Raw genomic sequence first — 18,719 nt, forward strand, 5'->3', positions numbered from 1 at the left:
GCGAAAACGTTATAAGTTAAGAAAAAAAACAAATTTGCCCGTAAAATGATGAAAATGCTCCTTAATCGTGAACCGGACTTTGTGTACAAGGACAGTTACTGATTGATTGTAAGAAATCGAAACCAATAGTTACCGAGTGTGTTCCTGTATTATAGTTTCCTAAATCGTTGAACATTACCTGATACGAATACCCGAAGTAAAATTTAGATTTCATGAAACCTACCATTGGTCCAACTGATAATGGTTTTGGGAACTGATCGTTTAGGAAACGGTATGAAACTCCTACCCAATAGTAATCTTCGTAACGGTTGTAACGTCTGTACTTGAAGTTAAAATCGGTTGTAGAACGTCCGTCACTGGCAAAGTATTGGTAGTAAATAGATGGTTCGTATTCGATACGTCTATTTTCTCCGTCTTTAAATACAAAACCGGAATATACCTGATAGTTTGAAAGTAAATTAGGTTCTACTCCTCGGTATTTATCGGTATTTTTCTTTAAAACGTTATTGGCATTAAAACTTAAATAGAAACCTTTATTACGGTATAAGGCACTAATATCAAAATTGTTATTGGCATTATAACGATTGTCTGTTACCGATGCATCTATAACAGGATGCTCGATTGTGGTATTGAATTCATCTGTATCGATACGAAATGTATTGAAGTTATATGAAAGTCCAAAAGACAGGTATTGCTGAGAATAATAATCTAAAATGATATGATGCGCAAAGGAAACTTTTGCTCCTGTTTGACGCGTATAACCGTTTCTGTCATTATAAAGCGAAATACCAACTCCGGAACGATCGAGAACCCTAAAATCAGCGTAAAGTGACTGGTTTTGAGGTGCATCTTTAATCCCGACCCACTGTGTAAGACCGTTTGCCCTAATTCTAAGATTATCTCCAATACCGGCAAAGGCAGGTGAAATAACAAAAGGATTGTCGGCTAAATATTGTGTAAATACTGGTAGGTTTAACTCTTGGCTGTAACTTGTTGTTACAGCCATGAGTACTAAAGATAAAATAAACTTTTTCATTGTAATTAATTTTTTAGACAACATCATTAGGGGCTCTTATTTTGTTATCTGTATAAAGTGAAATGTCCTACAAACTCTCTGTCATCCTTCGCATCATTCAATTTAAGAACATACCAGTAATCTCCTGAAGGTAAATCGGCACCGTTGTATCTACCATCCCATTTTTGACCATAATGATACTTAGCAATTATACGACCGTATCTGTCGAAGATAGAGAACTCAAGGTTGTTGTAAATATTTGTACAACCAGGACCCCATGTTGTGTTTGTTGCACCACCAGGAGTAAAGTAATTATCAAGACAAATGTCTGTGTAAATTCCAGGAAGAGTTATTGTCGCCGTACATCCGTTTCTATCTCTTACAATTACAACATAATCTGCAGTTTTGTAGATTTTGTATTTGTTTGAAGATGTAAATGGCTCTCCGTTGAAGCTATACTCGTAACCAGGAGCTCCACCAGCAGCAGTAACTGAAAGAATATTCATTTCTTCCTGACCTGGAGTTTTTATAAGTGTTAACGGATCGTATGCTTTGATATCGAAACTAGCCGTTGGCACTTTACATCCATTTGTATGTCTTGCCACAATAAAGTGTTTTCCAGGAGCAACATTTGTAAAGATATTACCTGGTTGGAAAGGACCTACATCACTATCAAGCGCATAATCTACTTGTGTAAGATCTGTATTACTGTCATCAACTGTAACCGTTACCATGTTTGTTTGTGAATTGTTTACACAATCGTAGTTTACCTCTACAGTTGGGTTAAGGGTTACTGGTTCCGGCATATCTACCGTAACTTCAGTAATACATCCGCTGTTATCTATAATGTAAACTATGTGTTTACCTCCTGATAATCCGCTGTAATCTTGTGTGTCGCCATCAACCGGAAGGAATGGACCTTTGTCATTATCAAGACTTGCTGTATAAGGCGCTGTTCCTCCGATAATCTGAATCGCAAATACACCATTTTTGTCTCCTACACAAACCTCTGGAATCATAGAATTTGGAATCTCCACTGCCGAAAGCGGTGCCGGTTCTTTTACTTCTACGTCTTTAAGGAATACATAACATTCGTTTTCATCCTGAACTAATACATCGTAGAAACCTGGTTTAAGGTTTTCGAATACATTTTTATCAAAGAACTGTTTAAATTCTGGTTCGATTGCATATTTATATGCTCCTACACCACCAGTCGCGTTTACAGTAATTTTACCATTGTTATAACCATTACAAGTTAAAGGTGTTGCAATAGCATCAGCTGTCAATGAAGTATCCGGTTCTGTTAACTCGAACAAAGTAGATACTGTATCACAATCTAAGCTTGTAATTTTTACGATATAAGTTCCAATTGGTAATTCTGTAAATGTACCTGGAATAACCTGTGCCGGAGCTGGAGTAATATCAACACCTGCAGCATTTTGCAATGTATAAACATAGTTTCCTAAACCTCCATTTGCTAACACACTGATAGAACCCGTAGCACCACCTTTACATTTAATATCAATTTTGCTAGAGCGCTCAAATCCTAATGCAGGAACTGGTGAGAACTCACTAGTGTTAGACACGTAGCTCTTACAATCATTAGCATCTTTTACAAAATACTTGTATTCAGTTTTTGCTGTTGTTACAGGTAATGTAATATCTACAAAAGAATTAAATGGTCCTGTGTAATTAATTCCGTCTGCACTATAATAGTACGGAGCGTTTCCTCCAGTAGCTGTTAACCTCACAACCGGAACTTGTTTACAACTTTCAGTTTTTTGAATTTCTAAATTTGCTTTTACAATTTCTGGCTGATCAATTGTCACTTTGTTAGAGTCATTTGTACAAGTCCAAGTGTCATTTACAGTAACATAATATGTTCCTGCTTTTAGACCTGTAAACTGATTTCCTCCTTGTGATTGCTCAACTGTAACAGTTCCATCAATTAATACACCGTGAAGTGTATAAGTATAGCTTCCTGAACCTCCGTTAATTGTATTAATTGTTACTACTCCGTCTTCATTGTCGAAACAAGAAAGCATTGGTGTAGCACTAATTGTAACACTAATTGGCGTTGGGTTTTCTAATTTAGCGTCAACAAAACTTTCACAACCGTAAGCATCTTTAACATATACTCTATAATCACCGGCTGTTAATTTGTCAAAAATTGGCGATTCGTTATATTCTTTAACGATAGTAGTACCAGATCTTAATTCGTACAAGTACTCACCTGGCCATCCTCCAGTTGCTGAAGCAACGATTATACCATCATTATTATCTTTAATACAAGTAATTTCTGATTGGGTTTTCGTAACCGTTAATGCTGCCGTTGGCTGGTTGATTGTAAATGTTGTCTGAACCGTACATTCTGGTTTGTTTACCAATTTAGCTACAACTTTGTACTGACCTGCCGCCATATTATCAACCCAAATTGGACCTGCACTTGTTGTTTTATCAGTGATTGGTAAAACTCCGCCTGTAATTGTATATTCAAACGGACCTGCGTCATTATCTGGAATTAACTGATTGTCTACGAAAGTTAATTGTACTCTTGTAGTTGTTCCAAAACAAACATTCTCATTTTCCGGTTTAGCGATGATGTCGAATGTGTTTGGATTATTGATAAAGTGAACTGCCTGAATCGTACAATTTGTAGCAGGATTCGTTACTGTCACGATATAATTACCAATTCCTAAATCTGTAAAGATTCCGTCTGTACTAGGAGTCGGACCATAAACAGTTCCGTTTGTACCGCTTAAACTATAGTTTAATCCGGTAATAACAGCTCCTGTTACTGATTTTACTGTTACTGTGATATCTTCATTGTCTACGCAAGTAATCGCATTATTAACTTTTATAACCACATTATCCATTGCAGTAAATGGTACGATTTCATATGTTCCAACCGCAGTACCAATACATTCGTTTTCATCATAAACGTTTATTGTATAAGAACCACCTTTGTAGTCTTTTTCTATAAAGACATTTCTTGGTCCTTTATAAACCTGTGTTACACCATTTATAAACTCATAAGTATACTCTCCTGTACCACCTGTAACACCATTAACCGTTATAGTTGCATAGTTACTAATGTTATCAGTAGTACAAGCATAAGGAGTTACAACTGGGTTTGGTACCTTAATTTCCAATGGTTGTTTCACTTCAACAGTTTTATCAGCAGGACAACCTCTTCCTGAAAGTACAGAAACTGTATATGTTCCTGCTATTAATCCTTTAAATACCGGACTCTCTTGTGGTGTTCCACCATTTAGACTGTACATGTATTTAGGGTTATCATTTACTCCAGGACTTGTTGGTGCAAGACTTGCTGTAATTGTTCCGTCATTTCCACCATTACAAGAAACCATAGTAGGAATTGCATCAAATCCTGTAACTGGCGTTGCTGCATCTAAAGCAAATACAACTTCATCTGTACAATTACTTGGCGTTCCTAAATCAGTAACAATAATAGTATGTGAACCAGCAAATAACTTATCAAATACTGCAGGTGTTCCTGTTATTGTTCTAACCCCATCAATAGTAAAACTAAAGTTCCCTGATCCTCCAGTTGCACTTGCAGTAACTTGTCCGTCACCATCAGCACATGTTGTCAAATCATTTGGCTCTACTTTTAAAATTACTGGTTCTAAAATATCCACAACCGCTTTAAATTCAAACGGACAACCAAATTTATCTTTTACAACTAAATCATAAACTCCAGTCGCTTTTACTTTAAATTTAGTCTCAGGTTGGAATCCGCTTCCTATACTGTATGTAAATGGTTCCATTCCTGTTCCAGGCGTAACTACAATTTCATAATATCCGTCAGCATCAGCACATTGTGATGTTACACTAGCAGTAAATCCTGCAGGCAACGGATCAATTTTGATGTCTACAATTATTGGAACAGAAATACATCCGTTTTGATCTTTTGCATAAACATACCATGATGGTGTTTTAGGATCTAACTCTCTCGTAGCTTCCGGTAAGAATACTCCTGGTGTCGCTGTTGGACTTACAGGAACAAATGAATAGGTATAATCACCTGCTCCACCGTGACCTGCAACTGTTACTACAGCACCAGTTGTACAATTAGCATTTATATTATCTTCTTCTGTAACTGTTACAGCGATAGGATCATTAACAGTAACGCTAAATTTAATATCACAGTTTGTAATATCATCAACAACACTAATTTCATAAGTACCTGTAGCTAAATTGGCTAAAGTAACTTCTGAATTAGAAGTTGCATGTGGACCATCAAATGCCACCGTATTTCTAGTTACTGAATACGTATAAGTTCCTTTGAAATCAGAAATTGTAAAGACTACTTTTCCATCATTAGTACCGATACAAGATTTCGCAAATGCTTCACCTGTAGCCTGAACTCTAACAACATCTTTTATAGTTAATACATCACTGAAAGTACATTTATTACTATCCGTAACTTCAAATTTATATTCACCAAAAGGTAATCCAGTAAATACTGCTGGAACTGCGTTTCCTGTTGTTGGGATCATCGCATAAGCTGTTGTTGGTGCTCCGTTGAATTCTGTAATTCTGAATTCTAATGCGCCTACACCATTTGTCGCTGTAACCGTAACATCACTGCTGTTTCCAGAAGCACATGTAATAGCTGTTGGTGAGAATGTTAAAGCACTTGGCTTGTTTAACGGAACAATCGGAACTGTTACCGGACTTGTTTCACATCCATTAGCATCTCTAACTGTATACGTAACAGATGCAATTGAACCATCATTACTTACTGAAATACGATCTAATGAATCATACCCTTTACCATCAAAGTTATACTCATACGTTCCAGTTCCGGTACCACCTTTACCTTCTACCACTATTTCAGTCAATGTGCTACAAGATGTATTTGCTGTAATCGAATGATCTGCCTCTAATAAAGGTGGCTCTGTAATTGTAATTGTACTTGCTAATGAAGAACAACCTTTTCCATCTGTTACCACTACTGTGTAAGTATCCGCAGGTAAACCTGTATAAGCTCCGCTTGTATCACCAGTAGTATTAACAATACCTTTTACACTTGTAAGTACAAATTTATAAGGTGCAACTCCACCCGATGGCACAACAGTTAAACTACCGTTACTTTCAGTAAAACATCTTACATTAGTTTGTGAATCTGCAAGAGTTGGAATTTTTGGTTCGTTTACTGTTACAGGCGTTGTTGTAACTGTACATGGTAGATTACTATCTGAAATTTCAAAAGTGTAAACCCCGAAAGCAGTTACAGATTCGGTAAAATTACCCGTAGTTGGTTTTGGAAGCCCGACTGGGTTTCCATCTAAATACATTTGGTAAGTATAATCCGTTTTACCACCTTGAATTTCAACATCGATTCTTGCTGGTACATCACCAGTACAGAAAAGATCTTTATCTACTGTTGCAGTAGCAATTAAACGCTCTTCAATTATGTATTCTATATCATCAGTACATCCGTTATCATCAGTTAAGACAATTTTGTATGTTCCTGCTTTTGTAAATGTTATGTTATTACCTGTTGGTAAACCATCTACAGTAAATGTTTTGTTACCATTGTACGTTGTAGATATTGCAGCATCTCCAAAATTAATTGTAATATCTGTATCAACAAAACATTGCTGTGCCGGTACCTTAAGTTCTGGAGCTACATTGTAAACAACCGTAATTGGTTTAAGTACAGATGTACATCCTTTAGAATCTCTTACAAAAACATCCCACGATAGATCTGTTAAGTTTGTATGAGCTGTAAAAGGTATACTAATATCTTTAAACTCTGTTGCAGCAGGAACACCAGCTCCAACTTTAACAACAGCATACGTATAATTTGCAGTTCCTCCTGTTATACCAGACACCGTAATTTGTGAATCTGGTTGTGAACAATATACTTTGGTAGCATCTACTGTAAAGTCAATTGCAGCCGGCATCGTGATTATAACATTAGCCGATTTAGAACACTGTGTTTTAGTATCTGTTATTGTTACCGTATACTCTCCTTCTTCAAGTCCTGTTACTGTAATAACATCATTAGCTTGAGTTGGTGTGTTGTAAGCCAATCCGGTTGGATTACTTGTTACTGCAATCGAATAGTTTCCAGTTGAACTGAAATTAGAAACTGTAAATGTTGCCTCACCGTTATTATCAATTCCGTTTGCCGTGTTACAGCTTACATTCACTGATGATGTTTTAACAATATTAATTTTAGTTAAATTTTTAACAGTGTATGGTCTTTCTACAGAACATCCTCTAGCGTCTGTCACTCTAAACATGTAAGTACCTGCACTTAAGCCAGCAAATACTGGTGAAATTAAGTTATCATGATACGTTGGAGCAATCATTTCGTATTTATCAATTGCATAACCACCAACTGCCGTTAAAGTAACTTCTGTTAATTCATCCGGACAAGTAGGTTCTACTGTTACATCAAAATCAATATTTGTTAATTGTATGAAAGGACTAACTGTTACACTTCCATTTGCTGTACAACCATTGGCATCAGTTACGAAATAATCTACTGTATGCGGGTTTTTATCATTTGGAATAATCACTTTAGCACCGTCAGAATTTAAGCCACCATCAAAACTATATTGATATTTATATGAACCTGTTCCTCCAGTTGCTGCAAATGTTACTTCAGCTTCTTCCGGAGTATTTCCTGTAAGACATCCGAAATCTTTAAGAGTATGCTTAACTTCTAAATCATCTACTGGTTCCCCAACTTGATAATCTAAGGATAGCGAACATTTTCTCTTAGAAGTTACCGTAATTCTATAATCTTCTTTAGGAAGATTTGTAAATACATTATCTGTTTGTACAATACCTGCCGGTAAAGCTGCACCTGATACTAATGAAATAGCATAAGTATAAGCCGGATCATTATTTCCTGCCAATAAATTTACTGTAATCGTTCCGGTAGCTCCACCTTTACAAAGTACATTTGTAACTACAGCATCAAAAGTAACATCAGTTCCTTTTTCTAATTTAAATTCTGCACTAGTAGAACAACCTGTATTAACATTATCTGTCATCGTTAACGTATACGTAGTATTTTCGTTAAGACCGGTAACAGTGTTAGTACCTATTACAATACCTGCATGCGCTGGGCTTATATTATAGCTATAATCACCTGAACCACCTGTTGGAACAAATGATATTGCACCATTACTAATACCACAATCAGGTAGTAAAGATGGAGATGGCACTAATTTAAGAGGCTCATCAATAGTAATACTTTGTTCATATTCACAATCATTTTTGTCTTTGATTGTAACTTTATGAGTTCCTGAATGTTGATCTGTTATCGTATATGGGAAAGTACCTGTATATTTTTCAAATAAACCGTTATCCAATTTTATATAATAATCTGCGATTCCTGCCTTGCTTAAAGTAACCTCAATTCCATATTTATCCTGAGCCACACATTTATTAGCTACAGCTAAAGTAATTTCCGGACTTGGATCTTTAGTAATCACCTGACCTAAAGTAACAGGACAACCCTGACTATCTTTTACTACAATATTCCAGTTAGTTGTTGTTGCAGAATAAGGTAATTCCAGAACATTACTATCATCAAATGATGTTGGTGCTGTTGCTGGCGCCGTATAAGCTCCATAAGTATATGGTCCTGTTCCACCACCTGCAGTAACCGTTACAATCGCACCTTTATTGCAATTTGCATTTATTACATTCGTAACAGATGCTTTAAGCTCAGATGCTGGTTGTCTGATTTGGAATGGTGTGGTAGTTGAACATTGAGTTCCACCAATTTCTTTAATATAAAGTATGTAATTACCTGGCAATAAACCTGTGATTGTTGCACTGTAAGGAGCTGCTGTAATGTTATCAGATTTTGGAGGTAAAATTGGCAAATTGGTCAAATTATCTCTTACTTCATAGTAAATTTCAGTACTACCTAAATCAGTTACTTCAAAACTTAACTCACCATTATTAGAATTATAACATGTTACATTCTTTGGCGTAGCTGTAACTGTAATATCTGATATTTTACTAGTTTTATATTCTAAATAAGATGGACATCCAACGTTATCAATAACAACAAATGTATACTTAGTATTTTGTTCTAACTTAGTAAAAGTATAATCTCTATCTGCTATAGGACCAGATGTTGTACCAAGTCCATAGATAGAATATGTGAAAGGTGCGTTACCTGAAAGTGGTAACAGTTCTACTTTAACAGAAATACCTTCGATACAATCTTTACCAACCTCCTCAGCACTAAATTCTAAATAAGGAGGTGGTGTAATTCTTATTGGATCACTTTCAAATTTACAACCTTTTGCATCTACTATATTGATGAAATAATCACCAAAACCTAAATTAGGAAAATTGTGATTTACGCTTGCAGCTGCAGTTGTATTTGCAGTGTAGGTATCTATTTCTTTCATCGTATTATCATATAAATAATACGTAAATGGCGCAGTACCTCCAGAAGTAGTTTTAAGTTTAATATCTATGCTTCCTGGTTGTGTGCTATTACATGTAATTCCGTTTGCCTTAATATCTACATCAATTGCCGCAGGAGGTAAGACATTCGCTGTACCACTAACTTCACAATTTTTACTGTCTCTAACAACATAAGCATAACTTCCTGCTGCTAAACCACCGTAAACAAATTGATCAATGAAACCTCCACCATTAAAACTATATTTAAATGGCCCAACTCCCGTTAATGCTTCCAGTTTTACTGATCCGTCTTTGTCTCCATTACAAGTCGGACTTACTTCTGTTACTTTAGCAGTTACCGGATCTGCATCTTTTACTTCAACTGCAACCGTTTCTTTCTTACATCCGTTTGCATCAGTAATTTCAAATTGATAAATACCAGCTGTTGAAACCGGATAATCAAAAAATGTTCCCGTAAAAGTATTTCCTGCAGTTGAATAATTACCGCCATCAATTTTTACTTCATAAGTAAAGTCTTGTTTTCCTCCACTTACAACTTTAACTCTTATATTACCATCAATTGGAGTAACTAATGTACATGTAAGCCCTGTAGTCAACTCTGCGCTTACAGTCATTGCATCATAAACAGTAACACTTGTAGTTCCCGTACAACCGTTAGCATCTTTTACAGTAATGGTATAAGTTCCTGCTCCTACCGTAAATGTATTTGACGGATTTGGTGCAACACCTGTATTAATTGTAAAAGTATATGGCGCAACACCACCATGACCTTCAGCTTCAATTATAAATGCATTTCCAGAAGCAGTACATTGATTGGTAACATCAGCACTAACCGTTGGTGCTAAATCTTTAGCAATAGGTACATCTATTTTAACAGTACACTTATTACTGTCTTTTACCCAAACATCCCAATTTGCATTTGTTGTTGGATTTAGATCAGCACTTGCAGCATCTTTATACTCAGAATCTGCCGGAGTAACATTATTTTGAACGAAAGCATATTTATAGTCAGGCGTTCCTCCTGTAGCATGAACTGTTACTTTAGAGGTTGCTTTTCCGCAATTTGCATTTACATTAGAATCTAAAAATAAAGCTAAAGCATCTGTAGGCTGAGTAATTGTAATTTTTGTTAAAACTGTACAATTTGTAGTTTCATCTGTAAATAATACATCATATTGACCTTCTTCAAGATTAGATAATGTAAAAGTATTTAATGTTTGATTTGTTATAGGAGCATCAGTGTTTATTTGGTAGCTGTATGAACCTGTAAATTTCCCAACATTATATCTGATATTTCCTGTCTTTTCTTTTGGAGTTGCAAAACAGTAAACATCGTTAAGTTTCGTTGCTATTGCAGTCATTGAAACTAATGGTGGAATATTGATACTGAATTCATCATAACAACCGTTAGCAGCTGTTGCTCTAAAAGTATAGTTACCTGAATCAAGTCCATCGAAAACTCCGGTTGTAGCACCAGTTACATTGGTTTGTCCTGAAACAATTGTATAAGAAGTCACTGCACCACTACCACCAACTAAAGTAATTGTAGCTGTACTTTTCTGGCTTGTACCAGGATTACAATAGATAGGAGTTGCAACAACTTTATCAATTTTAGGCGGATTAAGCGGCTGTATTGTAAGTGTTTGCTCACCTGTTTCACAACCATTACCATCCATTACAGAATATTTAACTGTTTGTACTTTAGTATTATCAGCTACTTCTAAAGTGTTAGTAGTAAGGCTATAAGAACCTCCATTAAAACTGTAAGAATAAGGTAATGTTCCTCCAGATGCTGTTATAACAACATTTTTAGATTCTTTAGTATTTGTTGTATTACAAGTAAATGCATCAATTTGTGCATCAGCTTTAAGTTCTGTTGGTTGCGTAATAACCACCTGCGTAGTACCCTCACAACCTATAGCATCTTTTACTACGATACCATAAGTTCCTTCGATTAATCCTGAAGGATTATTTATTGTATAATTTGTAGCCGGAGTTCCAACTCTTGTTATAGAATAAGTATAAGGTGCTTTTCCGGAAGTTGGTGTAACCAAAATACTTCCTGTAGCGCCATTATAACATTTAACATCTTTATGACTTGTATTAAGTGTTAAAACAGTGGCTTTAACTGTTACCGGAATATCTGCTGTATATGCGTAACAAACCGGGTTTGCACTGTCATTAACTCTAAATCTGTAAGTTCCCGCTGCAGTAGCAGTATAAGGACTTGTAGTTGTAGCATAAGTCGTTCCACCGTCTGTTGAAACTGCAAAAGTATGTGTACCTGTACCACCTCCAGAAGTTAACTTTATAGTTGTTTCTGATGTACAAGCCGCATCAACCACTACCTCTGGTGTAATTGTTAATTTTGATGCCACTACATAATCGATAAATGCAGTACAACCAAATTTATCTTTTACTGTTAATTTATAATTTCCAGGAGTTAAGCTAAATGTAGCTGAATCTCCAAAATCGTTACCATCTTTACTAAACGTTGCCGGTGTTGCAAAAGTTCCTGTTATTGTTACAGAAATAGGACTTCCCGGATAGCATTGCGCTGCAATAGGATCGATCTTCGGAAGATCTTCTGTTAGTATTGTAACCGTTTTCTTAACCGGACAATTATTAATGTCTTTTACATAAACATCAATACTAGTGGTTAAAACAGCAGTATCAACTGTTAAAATTGTTCCATATGGCGTAGTTGGCGTAGTTGAACCACTTGGTGCATAAGCATAAGTATAGTTACCGCTACCTCCCGATATACCTGTTATTGTAAGCGTTGCAATTTTATTATTACAACTAATTTTTGATGCATTAACAGTAAAATTAATTGCAGTTGCAGTACCCACAGTTACCTCTTTGCTATCTGAACTACAACCTGTTGTAAGATCTTTTGCAACAAAAGTATAGGTTCCCGGAGCTAAATTAGTATAGGTTACTACATTTCCGCTAATGTTTGGAGTACCTGTATTTGGCGAAAAAGTATAGCTAAAGTTACCTGTACTACTTACATCAGAAACTGTAAATGAAGCTTTTCCGTTTTTAGCATCAAAACATAATTCATCTTCTTTTGAACCTTCGGCTTTAATTTTAATTGCTGGGTCGATAGTTTTCTTACCATTTACAGTACATCCTCTCGCATCTGTTGCTTTAAAGAAATACTCACCTGCCACTAATCCTGTAAAAACACCTGTAGTGTTTGAAGGTGGTGAAGTTGGCCCTCCTGTTACTTCATAAGTAATTGGAGCAATTCCTCCAGTTGTTGTAAGAGTTAGACTTGTTGTCGCGTCATTACAAGTAATTGCTGGCGGTACAGAAATATTAATTAAAGTTGGCGGATTAAACGCCGGAACTTTAACTTCACCTTCAGCTGTACATCCATTAGCATCTTTTACATAGAATTTAACTGTTTGTTCAGTTGTTGTATTTGTAACTGTTTTGGTAACTACATCATTATAACTTGTACCACCATCAAAATTGTATTTGTAACCACCTGCTCCACCTTCACCAACAATACTGATTACGGTGCTTGTGCTACAAGTTGTATTAGCCGGGAAACTTCCTGTAACCGCAACTTTTGTAGGGTTAGTTAAAGTAACTTCATAAACTATCGATTCACATCCCTTACTATCTTTTACCTGATACGTATATGTTCTGGTATTTACTGCACCTACAAACGCATTTAAGTTTGAATACGTAGCAGATGTACCATAAGTACCACCATTAAATTTAAATTCATAAGTTGGTCCTGATCCTCCTGCCGGTAAAACTGTAAATGAACCATTTGAGTCATTATTACATTTTGGATCTGTTTGACTCGCTATTGAAGCTGTTGGAGTAAGTTTTGTATCTACTTTTGCGGCTGCAGTAACTACAAAACATCCTTTTGAATCTGTTACTTTAAATACATAACTACCTACTTTAGATGTTTTGTAGATATTACTAGTCATGTCAGCAAAATTAGTTCCACCGTCTTCTGATACTTGATACGTATATGGAGCTATTCCTTCTGAAGCAGTAATCGTAATCTCAGCTTCGGGAGTTGATGTACAGTCTATTAATTTAGTTATACTAGGACTTGCAATAATTTGTTTTCCAATTTCAATTCCGGTAATTGCATCTGCAATACATCCGTTACCATCCGTTACTACAACTGAGTATGTTCCTGGTCCAACTACAAATTTATTATTATCTTTTTGCGCCGTTGCTCCATTTAAACTGTAATAGAAAGGTGCTATTCCTCCTTCTACTTTAACTACAATAGTTGCTTTATTAGCACTATCATAACATAAATCAGAAGTTGAATCTAAAGTTATTTTTGGTTTAACAGGATCTTTTACTTCAACAGGATCTGAAGCTGAAGAAGCACAAGAGCTTTTATCCTTAACTACTACAAAATAGGATCCTTCCGGCACATTATCAAACGTAGCTAAATCACTCGTTCTGTAAATCGTACCATTTGAGTGGTAAAGTTCATAAGTATATTTTGGTGTTCCTCCTCCAGGAATAGCAGTAATTGAAGCTCCCAGAATACATGTTGAAGGTTTTGTTATACTTGCTGTTGTGGTAAGCGTTATTGGTGCTTTTATTTCTTTTTCGAAAGAACTACTACATAATCCAGCATCATCATTCTTAACGATAATTTTATAATTACCCTTAGCTAATCCAGTAATGGTAAATGGTGACGTTGTCGCAGTACTCCAATTTGCTCCATTATCAAGAGAATATTTGAAGCCATTTGTTGCATCAAAATTTTCAACCGTAAGTGTGATCTTACCATCGTTTTTATCGCTACATGTTGCATCGTCTATAATAGGTTCTTCAACTTTAAATGCTTTATTAGTTTCAATAATAACATCAAATTTTTTCTCTGTAATACATGATTTAGGTAATTGATATACCAAAATATCATCAAGACATAAATCATTTCCATCTTCTCTGTCACTATTAGATCTGATTACAAAATCTAAAGAGCTGTAAGGTCCCGGATTGATAGACAATTTATCAATTAAGTTCCAGTTCTCATTCTGAAGGATATCTGCAGTATTTACAGATGCACCCGGTACCAAAACACCATCTTTATGCAATTCAACCGTTAAGTTTGGCTTGATCTTTTGATTGTCTTTAAGTAATAAGTTTAAAGCATAAAATTCAACTTTAATATCCTGATTTGGAATAATATCTACAATTGGCTTAGAGTAAATAATACCCCCTACACCCACTGTTCCTCCAATATTTACTGCTAAATATCTTCCTTGTTTGTCAACTCCATTGCTGGTATGATCTACAGGAATTACCCATCCAAAATCGTTTTTATGATCAGGAAGAATTCCTTTTGTTACTACATATTCTCCATCATTTAAAAGATAATCATGCCATAAACCATGACCACACTCTGTAATGTAATCCTGTCTCTCCCAGCAATATTTGCTACTGATACCAGGTGTTTTTTCATCTTCTCCACTACCAAAATCTTCTCTCAGCAAATTACTGTAAGTTGCTGCCGAAACCAATTTATATTTTACTGATATTTCGTGTTTTCCAGTTGGAACATTGTTAAATACGTTACTGGTAATTGGTGTATTTGGTTTTGTATCAATATAATACTCATAAGTATAATTTCCTCCACCTGAATTGTTTACTACAATAGTTGCATTTCCGGTTCCGTTGCAATTGTACACTACTTTCGGATTTGGTTCAATACTAGGATCATCCGGTTTACGCTCTAAAACAATATCTTTCATTGCGTAAACACAACCTTTACTGTCTTTTACATAAATAGTATATTTTCCTGGATCTACATAAGCTTCGTTCTCATTTATCCATGTTTTTTGATCATCAAAACTATAAGTATAAAGAGGCGTTCCTCCTTGTACATTCGTAATTCTGATTTTTCCCTGAGATTCAAATCCTGCAGGACCACAACCTGACAGTTCAGAAACTCCTGCAGAAGCACTTAATGCGTTTTCAGGACCTGTAATTTTTACTGTTCTTGGTTCATCTAAACATTCAGCACCTTCATATACATATTTTACAACAAGTGAATAACTTCCCGGTTTAAGATTAGTAATTGGCGAAATAGAACTGAATGCTCCGTTATTAAGACTGTATGACACAGCATAACCAGAGTCTGCAGGTGTAACATCAATTTTAATCTGACCTCCATTTGTCCCGTAACAATCAACATTATTAGGCGTAACAGTAATAGTTGGTTTTGCTAAATAATTAATTTTCACAGGAGGTATTGTTACTTTACATCCTTTATCATCAACAACTACAATGTGATACATCCCATCTGCAGGTAACGTAGCAAGTGTTACCGGAATTTTTGGGTCTGTTACATAATCAGCATTTCCATTTATGTAATACATATAGTATGGTGGTGGTCCCGGTCTTGGAGTTCCTCCTTTTACTGTTACCTGAATTTCTCCCGCACCACATTCTGACAGTACTTTAGTAACTTTAGCTTCAGCTGTAAGGCGATAATCAAGAACTTCTATTTCTTTAATTACACTACAGCCATTATTAGCAGTAGACATAATTACTTCATACATAAAACCAGGTTCAACACCTTTAAATGTTACAAAGTTATCTGTTATAAATCCTGTATTTTGAATTTCAGCTGTAGTTCCCTTTTTTCTAAGAATAAATTTATAATTACCAGGAACATTACTAATACTAGCAGTTATAGTTCCTAAATCTCCTGTACAAATTGGGTTAGTTGCTTTAAGATCTGTTTTAAATTCAAGTTCTTCAACATTTACATCCACAAAGAAAGGACATGCTGAGATTTGACCGTCTATTAATACAGTCTGTCTAATTTGGACTTTGTAGTTTCCTTTTGGAACATTATTGAAAGTACTTTCAGGCTGATAAGTAATACCATCAAGACTATAACTATAACCTGTATTTTCAGGTGGGTTTGTAACTTTAATCCATCCTTTAGTGTTACAAATGATATCTTGCTTTTCAGCTTTAGAATCAAGATTATTTTGATAAACATTAAAATAATGTGTTACCACACAAGTGTTACCATAGTTTACAACAACTCTGAAAACACCTGGTCTGTCAGCTGTAAATTTAGTATTGTTGTCAACAATTGTTGTCCAGTTTGTTGCTCCTTCATAAGGACAGCTATCTGGATTAGGCTCGTCTTTTGAAGGCACGTCTTTTGTTTCCTGCCACGTTACCTTTGTCGCTCCGGTAATGTGTGTATCAATTTCTCTCTTATCATTAAGACCACATAAGAATATTTTAGGAAATGGTTTTTTATCCCTAACACATGCAAAAGCTTCTCCTGTAGCAGGATCAATATTATCTCCTTTGATTGGATTTTTTATTGTTGCCGCAAGATAATCTGTTACATTAAATGTCTGCTGAATTGGTTCACAATTCACTGCACCACTATTGTTAACAGTATATTTTCCAGGTTTGTTAATTGTAACGATTCTGTTGTTACCCCCAAAAATAACTCCGTTTGGATCTCTCCACACATAAGTTGTATAACCCAAAGCAGCTGTTAAAGTTGTGGTACCACAAAGCGATACATCTCTACTGAATAAACATTTATCGATGCCTACTAAAAAGTTTGTTGCTGTTGGTTCTCCTACATTACATTCTGAAATTGTAGAATAACTTCCTTCTCCAAATCCGTCTGCAGAGGTGTTTTTTACACCATAATATTTAGAATAAGCCGTGTTTTCGATTCTGTTCGCACAAGCATCAATCAGCTCATTACAATCATCTACCACTTTTACTTTAAATTTTATAGTATAGGGATCGATAGCTCCACCTGTCACAACCAATGCATCAGGTATTGTAAAAATCAGTCTTCGTGCTACATCGTCATAAGTTGCAGTAATTCTGGAGTCCATTGTAATACTGCTAAGTCCACCAAAAATTACATTTTTAGGAAGGTCGTCTGTAATGGTAAAGTTTTTAGCACTGTCATTTCCTTCGTTCTTAAATTTAATTTCGTACTGAAGCTCCTGACTTAGTGTTACTGGCTGCCCATTAATATTCTTGCCGTCTTTGTCCAGTACATTTTTTCTAAGTACTATTTTTGGGGCAATAACTTCTATGGATAATGCATTAAAAAACATATAATACGAATCTGAAGAAGTACTAATTCTAAGAGTAGCTGCTGTTTCGCCTTGTTTTATTATCTGATTACCTGGATTGTCAACTTTTACAACACCTGTATCATAGCCTAATGTATTTATACTATTTGGTTTACGGCCTCCAAGAATTACATCACCATTAGTTATAGTACTATTAAAAAAATTGGGTACAGGAGGTGTAGCCGGAACAGCAGGTCTGGCAGGTACAGCTGTCCAAAAAGCCCATGACGGATTAGCAGGAATAGCGGGAACAGCAGGTATCTCTGGTGTTCCTGGAGCAATTGGTCTTACTAATGAGGAAATATTACCAAAATTTAACGAGGAGTTTCCTTTAATTTGGAGGCCATCTCCTACTAAACTAGCATCACCCTCTAATGCAGCAAATGCTAATTTTACATTTACATCTCCAAAAGTATTCGTTGTAAAACCAGAAATAGGAATGTCTAAAGCCGGATCACTACTTCTAATGATACTAAAACCATCAAAACTTGTAATAAGCTTATTAGGAAGCAGGGGATCTTTATACACTACAAAAATAGACCATCCTGCAGAATTTCCTCCTGGAGTAATTTTACCTTGTGAACACACTAAATCAGCAATTGTATAAATACCTTCTTTAGCTGCTTTAACCTCGGTAGTAATTTCTTTAAAACAGGCATAAGGTTTAGATGCATAAACATTACTTACACCCGGGCCTCCTTCATCATAAATAATACTTCCGGTAATAGGAACGTAAGCACCATTAGGCACTTTTAGTTTTACTTGATTTATTTTACTTCTATCATCACCTTGATATGTTCCCGCCCAATATAAAGCGGCATATACAATTTCATAACACGTTTTACTAGCCGGAGGAATTGTTAATGTAGCCGAACTTGAATTAAAAGTTGATTCGGTATCAATATCGATATATTTCATCTCGAAATTATCATTCACCTTACTTTTGTCGTCAAAAGCGTCAATCGCCCGTTGTCCATCCTTATTTTCATCTCTATTTAGCATATTGTTTCCAATAACTAAAATATCTCCATTCAAGTTGCCTCTATACTGAGTTGCAAATTCCTTTCTTAACTGGGCGTGAGAAGAGATACTAAGCAATACGAATACGGCTGCAATAAATACTTTAAAAATAGTAGGTTTTTTCATAG

General features: G+C 35.6%; 2 protein-coding genes. Both read right to left on the minus strand.

Annotation, left to right across the window (positions count from 1 at the left end):
- Window positions 1–61 precede the first annotated feature (61 nt).
- Entirely contained in the window at window positions 62–1,036 is a 975-nt protein-coding gene (locus LNP81_RS05340) for a PorP/SprF family type IX secretion system membrane protein (protein ID WP_230033993.1), read from the minus strand.
- A 44-nt stretch (window positions 1,037–1,080) separates the two neighbouring features.
- Window positions 1,081–18,717 (minus strand): T9SS type B sorting domain-containing protein, encoded by a 17,637-nt coding sequence (locus tag LNP81_RS05345; RefSeq protein ID WP_230033995.1) that lies wholly within the window; start codon window positions 18,715–18,717, stop codon window positions 1,081–1,083.
- Window positions 18,718–18,719: the final 2 nt, after the last annotated feature.

The sequence above is a fragment of the Flavobacterium piscisymbiosum genome, assembly GCF_020905295.1.
In the GTDB taxonomy this organism is placed as follows: Bacteria; Bacteroidota; Bacteroidia; order Flavobacteriales; family Flavobacteriaceae; genus Flavobacterium; species Flavobacterium piscisymbiosum.